Raw genomic sequence first — 22248 nt, forward strand, 5'->3', positions numbered from 1 at the left:
CCATGCGCCCCGAGCCGAGCGTGCTCGGCTCTACAAAACCCACCACCGTCGTAGAGCGGAGCTTGCTCCGCTGCCGTGCTTCTCGTAGAGCGGAGCTTGCTCCGCTCCCATATGCTTCAAGCCGAGCGAGCTCGGCTCTACAAAACCCACCACCGTCGTAGAGCGGAGCTTGCTCCGCTGCCGTGCGCTTCGAGCCGAGCGAGCTCGGCTCTACAAGAGCGCTTCGAGCTCGGCTCTACAAGAGCCCGCCGCGACAATGAGCATCAGCAAAAGGCGCGGGCCGTCCATCATGGCCGACCCGCGCGGCAATCCGGAGCCGGTCTGGGGTGGGTGGGCTCCGGGAGTGCTCACTGCAAGTCGGCGGCGACCTCGACATTCTCGAACGAAGAGGTCTTGGCCTTGAGCAAGATCATGTGCCAGCCTTCGGCCGGATTGCTCACGCTGATCGTGTCGTTGTTTCCGACCTGGGTTGCTGCATTGTCGTATGTGCTCGGGCTCGGCCATCCGCCTGCCTTCTGGTACATGTCGGCATCGCCCGTTCCGCCACTCATCGTCAGCACGAGACGGGTCTTGCCGGCAGGTACGTAGATGAGCAGCCACACGTCCACGTTGGTCGAAGCGGCCGACAATCCGCTGCGCTTGCAGCCGTCCTCGAGTACGCGAACGTCATCGTCGGTACATTCAGGCACCCCGCCGCCCGGTGGTGTGCCATCGCCATCGAAACCATTGACGAAGATTCGATCCGTTTGCGGTGGTGTACCGCCACAGGTCGAGGTGTCGCCATCGTTGGCAACGAAGCAGACCAGCCAGGTACGGAACTCGGCGTTGTAGGCACTGCGGATAGGGCTGAGCCAATTCGCATAGCCCGGCGTGTAGTTGCCCGGACGGCTCACGTTCACGAACAGATCGGTGATGTCATCGCGATGATGTTCGAACATGAAGCGCACCGCCAGATAACCCCATTGGTAGGTGCGGGCATAGTCGGTGCTGTACTCGGTATCGAACAGCTGCGCCAGCGTGAACTTGTCGGGATTGGCCGCCTCGTCCACCGCGTCGCCGTAGACGAGCTCGCGGTAGGAATAGGACATGTACTCGGCAAAGCCTTCGATGAACCAGACCGCCGAGGCCGGTGCGTCCAACGGGTAATCACCGAACGCACCGTGCCAGTCGAAGCGACCGTCGAGGTAGTGGATGTACTCGTGGGTGAGGTTCCACACATCGAAAGTCGGACGCAGCCACTCAGCCTCGTAGGCGAGGAAGCGCGGCTGGTTGCCGGCTGCCGCGGGATCGCCTTCGAGATAGATGCCGCCATTGTTGGTGTCGTTGCCGAAGATCGTGCCCGAGTAGGTCTCGTAGTCGGTGCTGGAATGGAAGATCACCATTTCCAGCCGGGTGTTGTTGTCATCAGCGACCGGTACGTTGTTGGACTGCACCGCAGCGTGGAAGAAGCTCTCCTCACCGCCGACCCGCGCGCACACCCAATCGAGCTGGGCCGGAGTCAGCGCCTGGCTGCGCACGCGCAGGGTCGGGCTGCAGTCACGCGCATTGGCGGCAGGCAGAACATAGTCTTCGAGATCGTCGGCAAAGCTGCAGAGGTTGAAATAGCTGCAATGCGCATGGTCGTAGTAGTCGATCACGCCGCCCATGCGCACGTAGATCCCCGCACCGCTGCCGCCAAGGCTGAATTGATCGAGGATCGACTTGGCCTTGGGATGGACGACGGTGTGGAATGCGGGCGGATAGCCATAGGACGAAGTGTTGCCGTTGAGGAAGCGTGCTAGCTCACCGGCCGCGTTCTGCAGCAGGTATTCCCGGTCGCTGCCGAGATCCGCGGTCTTGTTGTCGTTAATGAAATTGACAAGCGTGTCGAGGATTGCGTTGCCAGGCGCCACCTGCACCGCGGCGCGGAAGTCATCGTTGTAGTGCCCGCGAAACAGCACGGTGAAGACATTGTTGACGGCACTCTTCATGTACCAGTAGCTGGCCCATGAGGCATCGTAGCGATCGAGGATGCCACGAACCGCCGTGAGCTGGCTGGCATTTTCGGCCGAGCTGTCGATCAGCGTGACGAATTCGGAAAGCACCTCGCCATGGTTGTCATTGACGTCCTGGAAATGGGAATTGGCAACGAAGGCATTGAGCGCAGGCCGGATTGCATTGGTCAGCGTTGGGCCGTAGTCACCGATTTCCGCCGGGTTGTACCACTGCAGGAAATAGCCGGCGCGCAGGTACAGGATCAACTGCAGCGTGCTGCTGTCGTTGTTGCCCGCATAGCTGGCGGAGTTCGCTGCCAGCGCATTGGCGATGGTGACCATCTTGGACTCGGGAAACACCTGGGCGCCGACACTCGCACTGATCGAAAACAGGCTGTTGATGCAGTCGGTCGTTGCGGCCTTGACCGCGCCAACCAGAGCGCCGCCGCTCGAGGTGGCAAATGCATTGACGTCACAGCTGCCCAGTGGCCTTGCAATGGACGCCGGCATGCGGTCGTAATCGACCCGCAGGTGATCGCGCGTGCTCGGCAGCGGAGGCAGTTCGGCAGGCGTCAGCGGCCGCTGCTGTACGTGCCCAGGCATTCGGTTGCCGACGCTGCCGTCGATAGTGGCGCCCTGCGGCGCTGGATAGTCGGCACGCGCATCCGCTTTCGCCATGGCGATGCCGGACATGCACGTGATCGCAAGCACGCCGGCTTGCAGCATTCTCTTGGTGAACGACATCGCACCCTCCCACGGATTCAAGATGAGCAGCCCCATGCGCCGAAGCCGGCACGAGCACGTCGTGAAGGCTTGCAGGCGTGGCAACGAGCATTGCATCGTGACGGGAGTGCGTCTTGTGGGGAATCTTCGCACTTCCGCGAAAATCTGCACAATGACGTCCGAATCGCGAGCGTGCGAATGCGTGCGTCCTTCAGGGGAACAGCCATGAGTCGGCGTCAATCAGCATCTTCCAGAAGCGCTGCCAATGCTCCGCAACGCGATCCGCGCAGCGACTGGCGCGCGCAGTTTCTGGCCGCGATCGCATCGTCGGCCTTTGTCGAAGCCTTGTTCGATCGCCTGCCCGACATCGTCTACTCGATCAAGGATCTCGACGGTCGCTATGTGAGCATGAGCGAAGCCGCGGTCTCGCGCTGCGGGTTGCAACGCAAACAGGATGCGATCGGCAAGACCGCGTTCGATCTGTTTCCGCAGCCGATGGCGCAGCGCTACACGCGCCAGGACGAACGCCTGTTTCGCACCGGCAAGCCGATCATCGACAATCTCGATCTCACCGTCTATCGCGATGGCAGCGCCGGCTGGTGCCTGACCACCAAGGAACCCTTGCATGACCACAAGGGTGCGATCATCGGGCTGGCCTGCATATCCAAGGATCTGGTCGAGCCCACGCGTGCGCACCTGATCGATGCGGGTTTCGCCGAGGCGATCGATTACCTGCTCGAGCATTTCGATGAGCCCCTGCGGATCGAGGATCTCGCGCGCCGCGCGCGATTGTCGGCGGCGCAACTGGATCGGCGCATGAAAAAGATCTTCCAGATCTCGGCCGGCCAGTACCTCATCAAGACGCGTGTCGATCATGCGGCCCGCATGCTGGCGCGATCGGGTCTCGCCATTGCCGATATCGCGATGCAGTGCGGGTTTTCCGACCAGAGCGCGCTCTCGCGCCAGTTTCGCCAGGTCACCGGGATGACGCCGCGCCAGTATCGACTTCTCATGCACCCGCCTGACGGGGCTGCATGAGGCGCGCTTCAAGGTTCGGCCAGCACCACGCGGTCACGGCCCTGCGCCTTGGCCCGATACAGCGCGCCATCGGCGGCGGCGAACCAGTCGGCCGAAGCGGTCCTGGCCTGGCCCTCGCGCAAGGCCACGCCAATGCTCGTGGTGACGGCGATCACGTTACCGTCATGCAGCTGCACGCGGATGTCGGCAATCTCCTTGCGGACCTGCTCGGCAAGGCTCAGTGCTGCCTCGAGGGCATGCTCGGGCGCAAGGATGACGAATTCCTCGCCGCCCAGGCGACCGACCGTTCCCGCGCGCGGCTCGTGCAGCAGGAGCGCATGCGCGACGATGGCAAGCACGCGGTCGCCTGCGAGGTGGCCGTGGTTGTCGTTGACTTGCTTGAAGTGATCGATGTCGATAACCAGCAGTGCATCGGTACCTAGCCTTGGCTCGCCGGTTTCCAGCTCGCGTAGCCGTTGCAGCAAGGCACGTCGATTGGGCAAGCGCGTGAGCCCATCGTGGAAGGCCTGCTCGTGCAGCGTGCTGGCGAGCCTGCGCTGGGCACGGATCACCAGCAGGCCCGCGATCACGATGATGCCAAGCACGCCTGCGGCTGCGCCCCATGCCAGCTTGAGCATGCGCTGCTTCTGCGCTTGCTGTTCGAGGGTGCCGGCGCGCTGGCGCGCCGCTTCGATGTCCAGCTCCTTGCGCCGGTTCTCCTGCTCGAGCTCGCGGACATGCACTGCCTGCTCGCGCTTCACGTAGCGCTGCTCGAGCTCATCAATCAGGCTGGCGCGCTTGGGATCGGAAGCCGGCTCGGCATCGGCCTGGAGCCTTTTGTCGAGCGCAGCGATCGCACTGGCCGGCGCGTGGGTTGCAAGCAGGGCCGATCGCTTGATATGCCGCAGTTCGAGCACGGTAGGCGGACTGTCGATGTCATGCATCGCCGCCAGTGCCGAGTCGACGGTTGCCAGCGCCTCGGTCGCGCGGCCAAGTCCAAGCAGGGCGCGCGCCTCCTGGGCCTGGGCGATGCACACGCTGAACGTGTTCTTGCTGCCACGTGCCGCCGCTACCGAACGGCGCGCGGCGCCCAATGCGGCGGCGTAATCACCGCTCGCGTTGAGATCCACCGCCAGTCCACTGTAAACCCGACCCGCAAGTGCAGACTCGCCGGCCGCTTCGACGGTGGCCAGGGCCTCGCGCCAGCGTACGATCGCCTCCTTCGATCGCTTGGCGGTACTCAACGCGCCGGCTTCCATGTACTGCGCGCGTGCCAGGGTCATGGCATTGCCGGTCTGCTGGGCCAACTGCGTGTAGCGATGGCAGTGTTCGAGTGCGCGCTCGGCCTGTCCGGCACTGAGGTAGTCCCAGCACAGCTCCGAGCTCGCGATCGAACGCAAGTCCGAGTCGCCCTCCGGTACCGCGTTGGCGGCCGTGAGGGCGGTGACCAGCGCGTCGGCCTTGTTGCCGTGATCGAGCTGACGCTGCGCACGCAGGAACCCGGCCAGCGCGTGTGCACCCTGGGTTCCGGAATCGGCGAGCGCTTCCAGATCGCGCAGCACTTGCTGCAGTGCTTCCAGATCCGGCTTGCCGATTGCGGCGCCACCCATGTACCACAGCAGGAACATGCGTTGCCTGGGCGCGTCGGCGAACACCTTGGCCGCAAGCGCGGCGCGTCCTTCGCTGATTGCGGCACCGCGATCGCGTACTGCGGAGCGCCGGTACGCGCCAAGGTCGAAACCGGTTGCCTTATCCACCTGCGCGCACACTGGCGTCGCAAACGCCAGTGCAGCCACAAGCAGCAGCCCACGTGCACCTTGCAGCACGCGCCCCGCTGGAACTCGCATTTTCAACCACCGATGTCCGACCCGTTGCGGCCTTCCTAGCACAAGCAACCGACCAACCCAAGTGAAAGATCGTGAAGGGTCGAACCGGTGGCGATGGCGCGCATGTCCAGCACACGATTCTTCAGGGTTGAGGCAAAACAGTTCCGGCGGAGCGCACCTGCCCCACCCTCGCCTGCGCGATGAGCCCTCGCGTGGCGATGCGCGCATCATCGAGCAGCGCGTAGATGCAAGGCAGTGCGAGCAGGGTCACGATGGTCGAGAAGGTCAGGCCGCCGGCAATCGCGCGTGCCATCGGATAGTACGGCGGACCATTGTCCCAGGCTTGGGCGCCGCCCAGCGCGAGTGGCAGCATGCCGAGGATCGCGGTTGCCATCGTCATCAGCACCGGGCGCAGTCGCTCCTGCGCGCCGAGCACCAGCGCCTGGTTGCGCGCGTGCCCGTCATGACGCAACTGATTGATGTGCACGATCATCACGATGCCGTTGTTCACCACCACGCCCATCAGGATCAGGATGCCGATCGCCGCCATGATCGAGAAGGTCGTTCCGGTGAGCCAGAACAGCCAGTACACACCGAAGATCGAGAACACGAAGGTGGTGAGGATTGCGGCCGGGAAGATCAACGATTCGAACATCGCGCACATCACCACATAGACCAGCAGCAGGGCGATCAAGGTGTTGAACAGCATCTGCGAGCCGGCCTGATCGGAACGATCGAAGCCCTGCCCGAAGCTCCAGCGATATCCGGGCGGAAAGGCCATGCCGGATAGCGCCGCGCTGATCTCGCGCTGTGCATCGGGCATGGTCTTGCCGTCGGCTAGATTGGCGATGATCTTGAGTGAGGTCATGCGATCGACCCGGCTGATCGCAGACGGCGTCGCCTTGGAATCCGCGTTCACCATCGCCATCAGCGGCACCTGGCTGCCGTCGGCGGCGCGCAGCTTGAAGTCGGACAGGCTGGCCAGGCTGCGCGTATCGCTACCCTGGAACCGCAGCCACACCGGCAACTGGCGGTCATCGATGCGGAAATCACGCAACGGCATGCCGCGCAATGCGATCTGGATGAAGTCGGCAACCGTTTGCGCGTCGAAACCGTACTGGCGTGCGCGCACGCGATCGACGCGCGTCTGCATCTCACGATCACCATTGCCCTGGTCGACGCGGACGTCGCGCAGGCTCGGCAGATGCGCGAGGGTCTTGACCACGCTGGCAGACAAATCCTGCAGTTGCTCCACCGAATCACCGATCAGCGAGATGTCGACACCACCGCTGAGGCTGCCATTGCCGTTGCCATCGAACCCGACCTGACCGACTGCCAGCCGCGGCAAGCCCGCGCGGATTTCCTCCTTGATCCGTGACGCGGGGCGGGTGCTGCCCCGTCCAATCAGGCTCAGTGCCCATTCGCCCAGCCCGCTCGGCGGCTCGGTGAGCAGGATGCGCGTGACTGCCTGCCCCTGCTCGCCATACCAGCTGTAGATCGAAGCGATCTGGAAGCGTTCCCGGTTGGCTTCCAGGTAACGTTCGATCTTGACGATCTCGGGTTTGAGGTCGGCAAGGCGATAGTTGGCGTTGAGCTGGTAGAACAGCTGCAACCTGCGCGACTGCCCGCTGTCGAACAGGTCGGATTTGGTCAGCGCCATCGGCACGAAGCTGAGTGCAACCATCGCCATCAGGGCAAGCATGGTCCAGCGTCGATGTGCCAGCGTCCAGCCGATCACGCGTCCGTAGCGCTCGCGCAGGCGACTGACTGCCGATTCACGGCCAAGGAACTTCGGCGGTGCGAGGCGCGCGGCGAACATCGGCACGAGGCTCACCGCCACCAGCCACGACGCCAGGTGCGCAATCGACATCGTGATCGCGACCTGGGCGAGGAAGATCGAGATGTCATTGACCTCGCCGAAAATGTTGGGCAGGAACACGACCACGCTCGACAGAGTGCCCGCGGCAATCGCGACGCCGACGACCTGGGTGCCCCGCACGGCGCAGTACCAGGGACGATCCGGGTGCTTTTCGCGGTACTGGTAGATGCTTTCGACCACGACCACCGCGTTGTCGACCAGCATGCCCACCGCGAGCAACAAACCCATCATCGACAGCACGTTGAGGCTGATGCCAAGGAAATGCATGCATCCCAGCGTGATCACGAAGCAAATTGGAATCGACAGCGACACCATCAACGTCGATGGCCAATCGCGCAGGAAGAAGAACAGCACCAGTACCGACAGCAAGGTGCCTTCGAGGCCGGCACGTGCCAGCTGTGAGAGCGAGCCGGTCACGCTGTCGGCCTGATTCTCCATCGCGTACACCGTCATGCCCTGCAACTCGGGCGAGGCCTGGATGCGCCGCACTTGCGCCATCACCGCAGTGCCGACGTCGACCAGGTTGGCATTGCGTTCGCGGCGGATGTCGATGCCGATCGCGGCCTTGCCGTCGAGCCGACGCGCGAACTCGACCCGTGCCGGACGCAGGCTCACGCTGGCGATGTCTCCGAGTTTGAGGCCGCGCGCATCAATGGGCAGTGCGCGGATATCGTCGAGGCTCTGCCACTGACCCTGTGGCTCGACGCGGAAGCGCTTGCCATCGGCATCGATCTGCCCGGCCGAGAACGCGAAGTTGGCATCGCGCAGTCGCTGGTAGAGATCGTTGAGGCCGATGTGGTGCGCACTCAGGCGATCGGCCGAGAGTTCGATCTGCACTTCGGGCTTGCCGATCCCGGAAACCTCGACGCTGGCGACGCCGGGCACGCGCTCGAGTGGACGTTTGATCTCGCGCTCTATCAGATCCCAGGCATTGGACAAATCGGCCCCCTTCGAGGCGATGCGCAGTTGCAGCACCGGCTCATCGGCGGTGGAAAACTTTTGCACGAAGTAGCGTTGCAGGTCTGTCGGCAATTCGGCGCGGATCGCATCGATCTTCTCGCGTGCCTGCACCGCCTTGATCGCAATCGGCTGGCCCCACTTGAATTCGAGGAATACCTGCGCCGACTCGGCATCGGAAGTGGAGTTCATGCGCTTGAGGCCCGGAATCGTCGCCAGCGCCTCCTCGACCGGCCGCGTGATCGTGCGTTCGATCTCGGCAGGCGTCGAACCCGGGTACGGAATCTGCACGAACAGGAATGGCGCATCGATCGACGGAAATTGCTCGAGCGGCAGTCGGAACGCGGCGATCAGGCCAACCACGACCATCGACACGAACACCATGATCGTGGTGACCGGGCGACGCAGGCTGAGTTCGGCAATGCTCACGCCGATGCTCCCGCGGCCGCCCCTGCGGGTGTCGGGGCCTGTTCTTGCGCCTTCGCCGCCAACATGCGTCCACGCGCCACGTACCAGGCGTCGCCGCGGCGATCGAGCAGGTCGTAAACCACCGGCACCACGATCAAGGTGAGCAGGGTCGATACCGCCAGACCGCCAATCACGGTCAGCGCCATCGGCGCCCGCACCTCGGCGCCCTCACCCCAGGCCATCGCGAGGGGCGCAAAGCCGATCAAGGTGCACAGCGTCGTCATCACGATCGGGCGCAGGCGCGACTCGGCGGCCTGCGCAAGTGCGTCGCGCTTGGCTACTCCGGCTTCGCGCAACTGATTGACGCGGTCGATCAGCACGATCGCGTTCTTGACCACGATGCCGACCAGCATGATCAGGCCGATGAATACCACCACCGAGATCGCCGAGCCTGAAAGCTTGAGCGCAAGCACCGCGCCAACCGCAGCGAGCGGGATCGAGAACATGATCACGAAGGGATGCAGCAGCGACTCGAACTGCGAAGCCATCACCAGATAGACGAGAAAGATCGCCAGGCCCAGCGCAAACAGCAGCGAGTGCACCGATGCGTCGAGTTCCTCGCTCTGCCCGCCGACATGCACGCGCACACCCGCGGCGAGCGGATGCGCAGCCACAATCGACTCGACCTCGGCGATCGCACTGCCGAGATCGCCTTCGCGCAGGTTGGCCGAGACGATCGCGACACGTTCCTGGCTGACGCGGTGGATCTCGAGCGGCCCCCGGGTCGCGACGATGTCCGCCACCGCTGACAGACGGATCGGTGTGTCGCTGGGACTGCGCGGTGTGTCGTTGAGCGTGACTTCCCCGGCGCCTGCGACCTGGCCGGGCGTGGATGCCGCGGTCGATCTGGCTGCCACATAGCCGACCACGAGATTGCCGATGTCGGCGACGCCGGCCCGATCGGTGGCGCGCGCACGCACCAGCACATCGATCTTGCGATCCCGGAAGTCGTATCGCGTCGCCACCTCACCCTTGACCTTGCGCACGATGCGATCGGCGATCGCCCGCGTGGTAAGGCCCAGCGCCGCGGCGCGATCCTGATCGAAACGGATCTGGATCTCGGGATGCCCCCCTTCGACGCTGGATTTCACATCGGCGAAGCGCGGCGAGGCGCGCATGAGCTCGCTCAGCCGCTGGCCGGCAGCGGACAATGCATCGAGGTCATGTCCGCGGATCTCCACTTCCAGCGGCGCTGAGAAACTGAACAACTGCGGGCGCGCGAACTTCACGCTGGCATCGCTGCGCGGCAGGTCATTGCGCAGGCGCTCGATCTCGGCGGCCTCGATCGCCTTGCTGCCACCATCGACCAGCGCGATCGACAGGCGCGCGATGTTCTCGCCCGACTCGGTCGGATTGGCATCGAGCCGCGTCCCCGAACCGGCAACGCCATAGATCGAGGCCACGCCAGGATCCTTGGCGTGTTTGCTCGCGATCTGCGCGACCACCTGGTCGGATGCGGCAAGCGGGGTACCCGGCGGCAGGGTCACGGTCATGTCGAAGCGACCCTGTGCGAGCTGCGGAATCAGGTCGAGACCGAGGCTGGGCACCAGCGCAAGGGTGAGCGCGAAGGCAAGCGCCGCCGCGCCGAGCACGCGCGCGGGATGCGCGAGTGCGCGCGGGAGGAAGCGATGGTAGGCCGCTGCGGCGCGCTCATAACTGCCGCTGACGATGGTGCCGAGACCAGCCAGCAGCTTGCGCGCGAGCCAGCCCACGGACCACAACAGCAGCGCAGCGAGCCGCGCCAGCACCATCCATGCGAGCAGCGCGAGGAGCACGACCACACGCAGCGGCAGACTCGAGGCAGCGATCAAGCGCTGGCTTGGCGAGCGGCCGTAGTCCGCCGCCGAAGTGCGCAGCAGATTCCGCAGCGTGCCGAGGTCGCCCTGCAGGCGTTCGCGCCAGCTTTCCGCGCTGCTCCCGTGCAGCACGCGCGCGCAGCGGAAGCCCATGTACGTGACGCCGCGCACCAAGAGGCCGATGCCGATCAGCAGGCAAACGAGGATGAAGTAGACCAGCGCAATCAGCAGCCGCGGCGGCAGCGTGACGGCGAACAGCAGGCGACGCGGCATGCGGCGTGGACTGTCCAGCGGCCAGCGCAACAGGCTCGTGCTGCCACCGAGCGCCTTCGCCCACAACGATTGCGATCCCGGCGGTTCTTCCTGCCAGGCCAGCGGCGAGCGCGCCTTGAGCGAGGCGAGCATCGGAATCAGGGTCATCGCCACCGCCAGCGAAACCAGCATCGCAAAGGTGATCGTCAAGGCCTGGTCACGGAACAATTGCCCGGCAACGCCCTGCACGAAGACCAATGGAAAAAACACCGCGACCGTGGTCAGGGTCGAAGCCGTCACGGCCATGCCGACTTCGGCGGTGCCGCGCACCGCAGCCTGCGCAATGCCAAGCCCACGCTCGCGCAGGCGCGCGATGTTCTCGAGAACGACGATCGAATCGTCCACCACCATGCCCGTGGCGAGCGCGAGGCCGCCCAGCGACATCACGTTGAGTGACAGGTGCAGCTGATCCATGAAGAAGAAGGTCGCGATCAGCGAAACCGGCAAGGACAGCGAGATGATGAAAGTGCTCCAGCCATCGCGCAGGAACAGGAAGATGATGAGGATCGCTAGCACGCCGCCGATCAGCGCATCCTTCTTGACGTCGTGCAGGGCTGCCTCGATGAATTGCGACTGGTCCTCGATCGTGGTCAGGCCCGCGCCGGGCGGCAGGCCGCTCTTGAGCTGTTGCATGGCCGCATCGACTGCCTTGGCCACGGTCACGGTATTGGCATCGCCTTCCTTGTAAATCGCCAGCTCGATCGCTTCGCGGCCATCGATGCGCACCACGCCCTCGCGCTCCTTGTGGCCTTGACTGACCGTGGCGATATCCTTGAGCCGAATCGGCACGTTGCCGTCGAGCTTGATGATGAGGTCGCGCATTTCCTCGAGCGATTGGAACTGGTTTACGGTGCGCACGAGGAAACGCTGGCTGCCTTCATCGATGCGCCCGCCCGAGGCGTTGACGTTCTCGCTCTTCAGGCGCGTGTTGATGTCGTTGATGTCGATGCCAAGACGTGCCAACTTCTGTTGATCGATGAGCACGTCGATCTGGTCTTCCAGGCCACCGCCGACCTTGACTGCAGCGACACCTGCGACCGGGCTGAGCCGCTTCTTGAGATCCTCATCGGCGAAGCGGCGCAACTGCTTGAGCGAAAGCTCGCCACTGCCCTGCCCCGCGGCCATCGTCAAACCGTAGCGCAGGATCGGGTCGGTGGACGGATTGAAGCGCAGCAGCAGCGGCTTCTTGGCTTCCAGCGGCAATTGCACGGTATCGAGCTTGTCGCGCACCTCCAGGCTGGCCATGTCCATGTCAGTGCCCCACGCGAACTCGAGCACGACATCGGATTGGCCGGTGCGTGAAACCGAATGCACCTTGCGGATGTTCTTGACCACGCCGACCGCTTCCTCGACCGGCTGGCTGACGAGGTTCTCGATTTCAGCGGGCGCGGCGCCCTCGTAGTCGGTACGCACGGTCAGCGTCGGATACGACAGGTCGGGCAGCAGGTTGACCTTGAGGTTGCTCAGGCCGATGAGGCCAAACAACACCAGGGTGACGGTGAACATGCCCACCGTCACGCGCCGCCGAATGGCGAATTCCGGCAGGTTCACCGATGCAGCCCGGCGAGCTGTGCCGTCGCGGTTGCTGCAAGCGCGGCCTTGCCGTCAGCGAGCACCTGCACCTGCGTGCCATCGCGCACCGCATTGCGACCCAGCGTGATCACGCGCTCACCTTGATGGATGCCGTCACGCACTTCGACGCGATCATCCTCGGCATAACCGAGCTTCACCACGCGACGCTTGGCCACGAAACGCGGCGCCGGTTCCTTCGCCGGAGCCGACTTGCCCGCCACCGCGGGCGCAGTGGCCGGCGCCGGTTCGACCACGAATACCGAAGTCTCGCCATCCTCCTCGGTGATCGCATTGCGCGGCACCACCAGTGCGTCATGTCGCTGGTCATAAGCCACTTCGATGCGGCCGAACATGCCGGGCTTGAGCGTGCGCGTGGTATCGCGGAATTCGCAGGTCGCACGGAAGGTGCCGCTGGCCGCATCGATCACCGGCGCAATGCGCGCGATCATGCCTTCGAAGCTGCGTCCGCCGAGCGCGTCGACCTGCATGACCACGCTCTGCCCGGCCTTGAGCGTGTCGAGATCGCGCTCGGGCACGTTGAGCACCGCCTGCAAGCGGTCCAGGTCGACGATGTCGAACAAGGCCTGGTTGATCTGCACGAGATTGCCGACCTTGACCGAACGCTTGGCGATCACGCCATCGATCGGCGCGAGGATGCGCGTGTAGGAGACATCGAGCTGCGCGCCGGCGACGATCGCCTTCTGCGCCTCGAGGTCATAGCGCATGCTGTCGTAGTCCGCCTTGGGCGTGATCTTGAGCGCGAACCCCTTCTCTGCCTTGTCGTATGAGGCCTGTGCCTTGCGCAGGTTGGCGGTCGCCTGCGCCAGCTTGTTGCTCGCCGCATCGTCATCGAGCTGGGCCAGCAACTGGCCCCGCTTGACGTACATGCCTTCCTCGACGAGGAGCTTGAGCACGATCCCGCTGGCCTTGGCCACGACTTGAGCTTCGCCCACGGCTTCCAGCGAGGCGGTGCCTGAATAGTTCGCCGTGATCGACTGCTGGGACACGGTCGCGGTTTCCACCGGGATCGCGCTGCTCGCATCGGCCGCACCGGCAACCGGCGTCGAGTTGCCCGTGCTGCACGCTGCGAGTGCCAGCGCCAGAGCCACGCCCACGAGCGACCGCGCCAGCGATCCGAAGCCTGGCAAACGTGAAATAAAGTCTCGTGTTTTCATGCAGATAGCCTTCCCGCGATGCGATGGTGTTGTACATTACTACAACACTAATCCAATACCATGGGCCGCAAGTCATGCTCGGCTCCCGAGCTTCGGCTCGCGGTGGTCTCATTTCGAGCTCACCCAGTGCAATGGTCGACCGGCCGTGAGGCGATGTCGTGAGCCGAGCGTCACTGTGTCTTGTGGCAGGGAACGCCCGTTGGATGCGAACCGAATCGTCCTGGTTGCATGCAGCGCAGCCGCGATTGGATCCGAGCGGCGTGCAACAGCGATCCACGATCGGGCGCGCCTGCGCGATTGGCGACACACACCACTTCGTTGATCGCAGCCACCTCTCGCAGTGGCCCGCGGCGGAACTTGCTGGCTATACTTCGCCGATCCACCCTTGTTCCACCCTCATCACGGGAAGACACGATGATGCGAGCGACTGCGCTGCTCCTGCTGTTGGCTTTGTGTTCCATGCCTGCCTTGGCGGCTGACAAGGGTGATCCTGCCGCCGGCCGGAACAAGGCCTACACCTGCGTCGGCTGCCACGGCATCGAAGGCTGGAAAAACCCTTATCCGAACTACCATGTGCCGCGCATCGGCGGACAGAACTACGAGTATCTGGTCAGCGCACTCACCGAATACAAGAAGGGCGAGCGCTCGCATCCGACCATGCGCGCCCAGGGCGAAAGCATGTCCGACGAGGACATCCGCGACATCGCCGCCTTCCTTTCCAGCATCACGCCGTAATCGGCAGCCAGATCAGGACTTTTCCATGAAGCGCACTCTTGCAACATTCGCGGTTTCGATGCTGGTCACGTCCGTCGTTCCGGCGCAGGCAGCCGGCGACATCGAAGCCGGCAAGACCAAGGCGATCGTCTGCCAGGCCTGTCATGGCGTGGACGGCAACTCGATCGATCCCCAATACCCTCGCCTGGCCGGCCAGTACCGCGATTACCTGCAGCGTGCCCTGCATGAGTACCGCGAAGGCGGGCGCAGCAACGCGATCATGCTCGGCTTCGCCAAGCCGCTCACCGATCAGGAAATCGAAGATCTTGCGGCCTACTTTGCGGCGCTGCCGGGCAAACTCAGCACGCTCGACGGCAAGCTCGACAAGTAAGCCGGCCCAGCCCTCGCCAAACGCAACAGGCAGCCGGCGTCTCAGGCATTCGCCTGACGCGCGTAGTACGGCTTGTCGCCGCTGCCATGATCGGTGGCGTCACGCACCCCGGTAACTTCCGCGAGGCGCGCCTTGAGCGTGGTCTCGACCCCGTTGCGCAGCGTCTGATCGGCCATGCCGCAACCATGACAGCCGCCACCGAAACGCAGCACCACGATGCCTTCGGGCGTGATCGAGTCGAGGCTGATGTGGCCGCCATGTGAGGCCAGTTGCGGGTTGATTTCCGACTCGATCACGTAGCGCACGCGCTCGCTCAGACTCGTATCGGCAGCCGGCACGGCGCCGCGCAGCGCGGGGGCACGAATGGTGAGCTCACCGCCGGTTCCCGATCGGATGAAATCGATGTTGGCAGCCTCGAGCCAGGACAGGCTGTCGGCAGCGACAAACAACGAGTATGCCCCGCAAGGGATCTCGAACTCACTGCCGTCACGTTCGCCGGCTTCGCAGAACTCAAGCTGGCAGTCGGCACGCGGTGTCCCGGGATGAACCGCAACGAGGCGGATCCCCAGACCCGGCAAATCCTGCTGCTCGATCAGTTTGCGGAAATATTCCTGCGCCGTAGGCGAAATCGAAATCATCGAAAGGCTCGAGACGAAAAACAGGACTATTTTAGTCCTGAAAAGAGTCTGCGTCATCAGCGCCTATACTTGCGTCTTCGCCCAAAGAGCATGCCCATGTCTGCCACCGATTCAATTGCCGGCTTGCGCAATCAACATTGCCAACCACGCCGAGGCCCCGACGACGCCCTGGGCGCCGATGCTTCCGCCCAACTGCTCGCGCAGCTGCCGGGTTGGCAAATCGACCCGAACAGTCACGGCATACGCAAGAGTTTCAGCTTTGCCGATTACTTTCACAGCATGGCTTTCGTCAACGCGGTCGCATCGATTGCGCACCGCGAGGACCACCATCCCGAACTCGACGTCGCCTACAACCGCGTCGGCGTGCACTACTCCACGCACGATGTCGGTGGCCTGTCACTCAACGATTTCATCTGTGCTGCGAAGGTCGAGGATCTGCGCGCTGGCTGATCAAGTTCACCCGGTGGCACCGCTGCAGCGATCGAGCGCCACCACGATGCCCTCGGCGCCCGCAATCGTCTGCACGCGCGGATGCGCGACATCGACGTTGTGCTCGAGCTCGTGTTCCCAGGTCACGTGATAGGGCATGTGGATGCCCCAACCGCCCAGTTCGATCACCGGCTCGATGTCCGAGCGCAGCGAGTTGCCGACCATCGCGAAACGTGACGGCTGCACTTCGAATTCGGCCAGCACCTGTGCATAGCGCCGCGAGTCCTTCTCGGAAACGATCTCGATGCGCTGGAACAGGTCGGCCAATCCGCTCTGCTCGACCTTGCGCTCCTGATGGAACAGGTCACCCTTGGTGATGAGCACGATGCGATGGTGTGCGGCGACCGCGGCGACCGCAGCGGCGATGCCGGGCAAGAGCTCGACCGGATGCTCGAGCAAGCTCTTGCCCAAGGCGATGATGCGATGGATGTCGGCAGCACTGATACGACCGTCGGTGAGCTCGATCGCCGCCTCGACCATCGACAGCGCCATGCTCTTGGCGCCATAGCCGAACAATGCGAGGTTGCGGCGCTCGGCGGCATTCAGGCGCGCGCGCACGCCCGCATCGCCAACGTCGATGTACTGCCCGACGATGCGTTCGAATTCGACGCCCGCGTGCTGGTAGTAACCCTCGCTGTGCCAGAGCGTGTCATCGCCGTCGAAGCCGACCAGTTCAATCATCCTCGGCCACCATCGCCAGCGGCTGCCGCTGCAGCGCGGTGACCACCTGCGCCAATTCGGGCGCGAGCGGCGCACTGAAATGGAAACTGCGGCTGCCCAGCTCGAAAGCAAAACGCGCCGCATGCAGGAACAGCCGCCGCAGGCCGCGCTCGCGAATCGCCTTGTTGAACCCGCGCGCACCGTATTTTTCGTCGCCGGCCAGGGGATGGCCGATGTGCTGGGCATGCACGCGGATCTGGTGGGTGCGGCCGGTATCGAGTGCGACTTCGACCAGGCTCGCCGCGCCCAATCGTTCGAGCTCGATGAAGCGCGAGCGCGACGGCTTGCCTTCTTCGTCGACTCGCACCATGCGCTCACCGCCCTGCAGCACCGACTTGCGCAAGGGCGCATCGACACGCCAGGGCGAGCGTTCCAGCGTACCTGCGAGCAAGGCGAGATAGTGCTTCTCGGTCTGCCCGGCGCGGATTGCAGCCTGCAAGGCGGTGAGCGCCGAGCGCTTGCGTGCGAGTACCAGCACGCCGCTGGTGTCACGGTCGAGTCGATGCACCAGTTCGAGGGTGTCGTGCGGCCGAGCCGCCCGCAGCAGTTCGATCACACCAAAACTCACGCCGCTGCCGCCGTGGCTGGCTACGCCGGCCGGCTTGTCGATGACGAGAAAGTCACGATCCTCGTGAATGATCGCGGCCTCGATCCGTTCCAATTGTGTCGCTGGCGGTGGTCCGGACTCGCCGCGCTCGGCAACCCGCACGGGTGGAATTCGGATTTCGTCTCCAGCGGCTACCCGCTGGTCGGGTTTGGCACGACCGCCATTGATGCGCACCTCGCCGCTGCGGCAGATGCGGTAGATCAGGCTCTTGGGCACGCCCTTGAGGCGCGAGGCAAGGAAATTGTCGAGCCGCTGGCCGTCCCTGTCTTCGGCCACCACCACGCGCTCGACACGCGGCGCCGCCTGCTCCGGTCCGGCCAAAGGGCCACTCTGCTCGTTGCGCGCGGGCCTGGTCTGCGGTGGTGCCAACCGCTTGCCGGACCGAGCTCTCGCAGGGCCGTCGCCATTTGCGCCGGCTGGCCGGCCACGTGCGGCGCTGTGCTTGCGTTCCGGGCCCGATGGGGCGCGCCGGGCCTTGCCCGAGGCGCTCGCCTTGGCCGGCGTCGAGGCCCCTGCCTTGCGAGCGCCCTCCGAGTTGCGTCCGGAACTGCGATTTCTCGCCGAAGTCCGTGTCTTCATTGAAAAAAATCCCCTCGGCCTGATATGCTGCGGACGCTGGTTGCGTCGCTTTGGTCCCCATCCGCGGGAGGCCGAAGCAAACAATGACGCATCCTTCCCACACGTCCTTGCGTGTGCCGTGGGTTCGAGCACTCCGTTGGAGCGACACGCGGCACCGCTCGCCAGATCGTAGTGGGTTGGATCGTGAATTGCTCGCCGTCCCCTTGACGGCGCGGGTTCACGGGCGGGCATGACACCAAAACCTTGGTCGACGCGCGGAAGCGTCGGCAGCAACAGGCGCACCTGCCGCCGTCGATCCGCGAAATGCGGAGCCGCGCAGCGCGAGAACCGCGCAGCGCCGACGGCAGTCGAGCGCCGCTACAGGAATCAAACGACAATGAAACGCATGTTGATCAACGCAACTCAGCGCGAAGAGTTGCGTGTTGCGATCGTGGACGGACAGAACCTCTACGATCTGGATATCGAAATCCCCTCTCGCGAACAGAAGAAATCCAACATCTACAAGGCGCGCATCACGCGCGTGGAGCAGTCGCTCGAAGCCTGCTTCGTCGACTACGGCGCCGACCGCCACGGGTTCCTGCCGCTCAAGGAAATCTCCCCGCAATACTTCACCGCGGGGCTGAATCCGAACAAGGCCGGCATCCGCGAGCTGCTCAAGGAAGGTCAGGAACTGGTCGTCCAGGTCGAGAAGGAAGAGCGTGGCAACAAGGGTGCCGCGCTGACCACCTTCATCAGCCTGGCCGGCCGCTACATGGTGCTGATGCCCAACAACCCGAAGGCGGGCGGTGTCTCGCGCCGCATCGAGGGTGAGGATCGCGCCAACATCAAGGAAGCGCTCGACCACCTCAACGTCCCCGACGAAATGGGCCTGATCGTGCGCACCGCCGGCCTTGGCCGTGACGCCGAGGAACTGCAGTGGGATCTGGATTACCTGCTGCAACTGTGGAAGGCGATATCCGAAGCCGCGCAAGCGCGCCCATCGCCGTTCCTCATCTATCAGGAATCCAAGCTCATCATCCGCGCCCTGCGCGACTACCTGCGCAACGACATCGGCGAGATCCTGGTCGACCACGAAGAGCTCTATCAGGATGCGCGCGAGTTCATGCAGCAGGTGATGCCCAACAACCTGCGCAAGCTCAAGCACTATCAGGACACCACTCCGCTGTTCTCGCGTTTCCAGATCGAGACCCAGATCGAGAATGCGTTCGAGCGCACCGTGCGCCTGCCGTCGGGCGGCTCGATCGTGATCGATCAGACCGAAGCGCTGACCGCCATCGACATCAACTCGGCCAAGGCAACCAAGGGCAGCGACATCGAGGAAACCGCGTTCAACACCAACTGCGAAGCCGCAGTGGAGATCGCGCGCCAGTTGCGCATCCGTGACGCCGGCGGCCTCATCGTCATCGACTTCATCGACATGGACAGCCCGCGCCACCAGCGCGATGTCGAGGAAAAACTCAAGGACGCGCTCAAGCTCGATCGCGCGCGCGTGCAGATCGGCCGCATCTCGCGCTTCGGTTTGCTCGAGATGTCGCGCCAGCGCCTGCGCCCGAGCCTGGGCGAATCGACCCAGATCGTCTGCCCGCGTTGCGAAGGCCATGGCCGCATCCGCAGCGTCGAGTCGCTGTCGCTGTCTGCGCTGCGTCTGGTCGAGGAACACGCGATGAAGGACAGCACCGGTCAGGTGCTGGTGCAGGCGCCACCGAGCGTCGCCAACTTCCTGCTCAACGAGAAGCGCAAGCAGCTCACCGAGATCGAGGCTCGGCATGACGTCAACGTCATCGTCGTTGCCGATGACAAGCTCGAGACGCCACATCTGGAAATCCAGCGCCTGCGCGCCGCCGACATCGGCGAGGACAGCAAGCCCAGCTACCAGCGCACCACTCCGGTCGCGGCGACTCCGCTGCCGACGATGCTGCGCCCGAGTGAAGAGCCCGAACAGCCTGCCGTTGCAGGCGTCGTGCGAGCCACGCCGGCGCCCGAACGTCCCGAGCCCGCCGCGGCAGGCGCAGCCGCTGCACCGCGCAACCTGCCGGCACGTCCGGCGCCGGCGCCGGCGACGCCCGCACCGAAGACCGGATTGTTTGCACGCATAGCGCGCCTGTTCGGCGCCGGCGAACGGGTGGTCGAGCAGGAAGCGACTACGCGCCCCCCACCCGCGCGTGTAGCCGCAGCACGCCCGGCCGCAATACCGCAGCGACCGGCAGCGGGCAGCGCCAAGCCGCAGCAGCAACAGTCCTCGCGCGGCGGCGGTTCGAACACCGGCCATCGCGACCAGAGGGGTGGCGAGGGACGTGGCAACAATGCCAATCGCAATCAGCCAGGCGACAAGCGCGAGCGTCAGCAGCCCAGGCGCGAGGATCGCGCCGCGGGCCATGGTGGCCAGGGACATGCCGCCGCGACTGCACGCAACAACGCGCCGCCACGCAACGAAGCCAAGCCGACGCCGCCAACTGTCAAACCGGCTGCAGCTGCAGTTGCAACGGCGGGCGCGACGTCTGTTCCGGTTGAAGCGACCGAGAATCTCAAGCCGATCACGGATGCCACCGCCACGCCCCCCATCGACGGCAATGCCGCTGCCAACGGCGAAACCGCACGTGAGGAATTGCGCACGCGGCGCCGCGGTCGCCGGGGTGGTCGGCGTCGTCGCAAGGATGGTGCTGCCGCCGCGGGTGGACAGGAACGTGATGCCGCCGGTCTGGGCGAAAACGATTTCGACGATGAGGACCGTGCCGAAGACGCCCGTGCCGCGGCCCTCACCGCACAAGCGCCCGGTGCCCCCGCAGCCGTCCGATCAAGTGACGCGCCTGCGCCCGCAATCGACGCCGCAGCGTCGACGCCCGCCTCGCCGCCATCGCTGACAGAGCGCTCGGCTCAGTCGGCAACCGCCGCGACCGCGCATGTCGGCACGGCCACGCCCTCGGCGCCCCTGTTTGCAGGCGTACCGACACGTGCCGAACCGGCCGAGGCACCGCGGCGCCCCGATCTGCCGACAAGGCCGGTGGCAGCGATCAGCGAAGGCGCAAGCGCGCCAACGCCGACGCCAACGCCTCCGCCCGTCGCCGTGCGCAGCGAAGCGGTGGCACCCGCCGCAGCAATCCAAGCGCCGACGTCCGCGCCTGCATCAGCGTCGAGCCTGGCGCAACCTGACGTCAACGCCTCGGCCCGCCCGCGTGACGAGGCTGCCCAATCCGACGCAGCTGCGCAGTCAGATCCTTCATCGCCTCCACGGGGTGAACCTGCAGCCCCGCGTGATCCAGGCGATACGCGCCTGCCGGCCAGTGAACGCCGCAGCGATGCGGCCGCGGCTCCACGAGCGGCGCAAGCGGCGCCGCTGCCGCCGCGGCCGGTCTATACCAATCCGATCGCGGCATCCGTGGCTGCGGCCCTGAGTGGCGCGCCCGTGCCGCTCCCCGGCACGCAGACGCTCGATCTTCCGCTCGGCGCCCCGCGTCCGGCCAATCCTCCCGCAAACGGTGGCAACACCGCGCCCGGTGCAGGCACGGCCAAGCAGCACGCCGCGGCGGAACCCGCCTTCGCCAGACCGACGCCCGCCCCTGCCGCACCACAGGCCAGCGGCGTATCGGCCGACGCGCCGTCGCCTGCTGCACAACCGTCCAAGCCGGAAGAGGCGCCCAAGCCACAAGCAGACGGCAACGCCCCTTGATGCAAGGTTGATCGCGAACGCACGGCGCCTCGCGCCGTGCGTCACTCAGGCCGGATCGGGTTGCAAGCCGTGGCGGCGCGCGAGATTGGCAAGCGCCACCGGATTGTCGACGCCGAGTTTCTCGTAAAGCCGATACTTGTAAGTCGCCACCGTCTTCGCGCTCAGGCTGAGTCTGCTTGCAATGGACTGCATCGGTTCACCGCGCACCAGCATGAGGGCAACGTCGAGTTCGCGTCGCGACAGGGCATCGAAAGGCGAGCCTTCGTGGCCGTCGATGCTGTCCAGGGCCAAGGCGGCGGCGATCTCCGGTTCGAGATAGCGCTTGCCTTCGGCCACCATGCGCACCGCTCGCACCAGTTCATCGGCGGCGCAGCCCTTGGTCAGATAGCCGCTGGCGCCTGCTTCGATCAGACGCTTGGGGAACGGTGCCTCGCTGGCCATCGTCAACACGATGACCCGGGTATTGAGCTTGTGCTTGCGCACGCGGTCAGTGAGTTCGATCCCGCTCAGCTGCGGCATGTGTACATCGACGATGGCGACATCGGGTTCGCTGGCGCGGATCAGGGCCAGGCCACGCTCGCCGTCAGCTGCTTCCCCGACGATCTCGATCCCGGCTTGCTGTGCGAGAATCATGCGAAAGCCGGTGCGTACCAGTTCATGGTCGTCGATCAGTGCCACGCGGATCATGCCTCGTCTCCCCTGGTTGCCGCTGCACGATCGAAAGATAGCGCATGCACGACGGCGC

The 22248-nt window shown here is 64.8% G+C and carries 13 protein-coding genes and 2 pseudogenes; 5 read left to right on the plus strand and 10 right to left on the minus strand.

The window, feature by feature from the left end:
* Positions 1-347: 347 nt before the first annotated feature.
* Positions 348-2717 (minus strand): M9 family metallopeptidase, encoded by a 2370-nt coding sequence (locus KF759_RS05960; RefSeq protein WP_291223577.1) that lies wholly within the window; start codon positions 2715-2717, stop codon positions 348-350.
* A gap of 204 nt (positions 2718-2921) precedes the next feature.
* On the opposite strand from KF759_RS05960, the gene KF759_RS05965 reads away from it, so the two are divergent.
* Positions 2922-3734: an AraC family transcriptional regulator gene (locus KF759_RS05965; RefSeq protein WP_291223578.1), complete on the plus strand. Its 813-nt coding sequence runs from the start codon at positions 2922-2924 to the stop codon at positions 3732-3734.
* A gap of 8 nt (positions 3735-3742) precedes the next feature.
* Here KF759_RS05965 and KF759_RS05970 read toward each other — a convergent pair whose 3' ends face one another.
* The 5 genes and pseudogenes from KF759_RS05970 to KF759_RS05985 all read right to left on the minus strand — a co-directional run bounded on the left by KF759_RS05970 (position 3743) and on the right by KF759_RS05985 (position 13698).
* On the minus strand, positions 3743-5470 hold the full coding sequence (locus tag KF759_RS05970) for a GGDEF domain-containing protein (RefSeq protein ID WP_291223579.1): 1728 nt from the start codon (positions 5468-5470) through the stop codon (positions 3743-3745).
* A gap of 211 nt (positions 5471-5681) precedes the next feature.
* The gene (locus KF759_RS05975; protein WP_291223581.1) at positions 5682-8804 is read right to left on the minus strand and encodes an efflux RND transporter permease subunit; all 3123 of its coding nucleotides are present in this window, start codon (positions 8802-8804) and stop codon (positions 5682-5684) included.
* Positions 8801-10498 (minus strand): annotated as a pseudogene (locus KF759_RS14245) (efflux RND transporter permease subunit); the annotation flags it as partial. The pseudogene KF759_RS14245 and the gene KF759_RS05975, both read right to left, overlap by 4 nt.
* Positions 10499-10933: 435 nt before the next feature.
* Positions 10934-12487, minus strand: a pseudogene (locus KF759_RS14250) (efflux RND transporter permease subunit); the annotation flags it as partial.
* Between the two features lie 11 nt (positions 12488-12498).
* Positions 12499-13698 carry an efflux RND transporter periplasmic adaptor subunit gene (locus KF759_RS05985; protein ID WP_291223585.1) on the minus strand — a complete coding sequence of 400 codons (1200 nt, stop codon included), beginning with the start codon at positions 13696-13698 and terminating at the stop codon, positions 12499-12501.
* Between the two features lie 459 nt (positions 13699-14157).
* On the opposite strand from KF759_RS05985, the gene KF759_RS05990 reads away from it, so the two are divergent.
* Both KF759_RS05990 and KF759_RS05995 read left to right on the plus strand, forming a co-directional pair.
* The gene (locus KF759_RS05990) at positions 14158-14433 is read left to right on the plus strand and encodes a cytochrome c (protein WP_291223693.1); all 276 of its coding nucleotides are present in this window, start codon (positions 14158-14160) and stop codon (positions 14431-14433) included.
* A gap of 25 nt (positions 14434-14458) precedes the next feature.
* On the plus strand, positions 14459-14803 hold the full coding sequence (locus tag KF759_RS05995) for a cytochrome c (protein WP_291223587.1): 345 nt from the start codon (positions 14459-14461) through the stop codon (positions 14801-14803).
* Positions 14804-14844: 41 nt separating this feature from the next.
* On the opposite strand, the gene KF759_RS06000 is transcribed toward KF759_RS05995, so the two are convergent.
* On the minus strand, positions 14845-15441 hold the full coding sequence (locus KF759_RS06000; protein WP_291223588.1) for an NfuA family Fe-S biogenesis protein: 597 nt from the start codon (positions 15439-15441) through the stop codon (positions 14845-14847).
* A gap of 96 nt (positions 15442-15537) precedes the next feature.
* On the opposite strand from KF759_RS06000, the gene KF759_RS06005 reads away from it, so the two are divergent.
* Positions 15538-15891, plus strand: coding sequence for a 4a-hydroxytetrahydrobiopterin dehydratase (locus KF759_RS06005; RefSeq protein WP_291223591.1), 354 nt, complete (start codon positions 15538-15540; stop codon positions 15889-15891).
* A 6-nt stretch (positions 15892-15897) separates the two neighbouring features.
* On the opposite strand, the gene KF759_RS06010 is transcribed toward KF759_RS06005, so the two are convergent.
* Together KF759_RS06010 and KF759_RS06015 are read right to left on the minus strand one after the other, a co-directional pair.
* Positions 15898-16611, minus strand: coding sequence for an HAD family hydrolase (locus tag KF759_RS06010; protein WP_291223593.1), 714 nt, complete (start codon positions 16609-16611; stop codon positions 15898-15900).
* Positions 16604-17578: an RluA family pseudouridine synthase gene (locus tag KF759_RS06015; RefSeq protein ID WP_291223595.1), complete on the minus strand. Its 975-nt coding sequence runs from the start codon at positions 17576-17578 to the stop codon at positions 16604-16606. The genes KF759_RS06010 and KF759_RS06015 overlap by 8 nt, the downstream gene beginning before the upstream one ends.
* Before the next feature lie 634 nt (positions 17579-18212).
* On the opposite strand from KF759_RS06015, the gene KF759_RS06020 reads away from it, so the two are divergent.
* Positions 18213-21503 carry an Rne/Rng family ribonuclease gene (locus KF759_RS06020; RefSeq protein ID WP_291223597.1) on the plus strand — a complete coding sequence of 1097 codons (3291 nt, stop codon included), beginning with the start codon at positions 18213-18215 and terminating at the stop codon, positions 21501-21503.
* A 45-nt stretch (positions 21504-21548) separates the two neighbouring features.
* Here KF759_RS06020 and KF759_RS06025 read toward each other — a convergent pair whose 3' ends face one another.
* Positions 21549-22190, minus strand: a complete 642-nt coding sequence (locus tag KF759_RS06025) for a response regulator (protein ID WP_291223599.1) — start codon at positions 22188-22190, stop codon at positions 21549-21551.
* Positions 22191-22248: the final 58 nt, after the last annotated feature.

The organism is Dokdonella sp. (assembly GCF_019634815.1).
Classification (GTDB): domain Bacteria; phylum Pseudomonadota; class Gammaproteobacteria; order Xanthomonadales; family Rhodanobacteraceae; genus Dokdonella_A.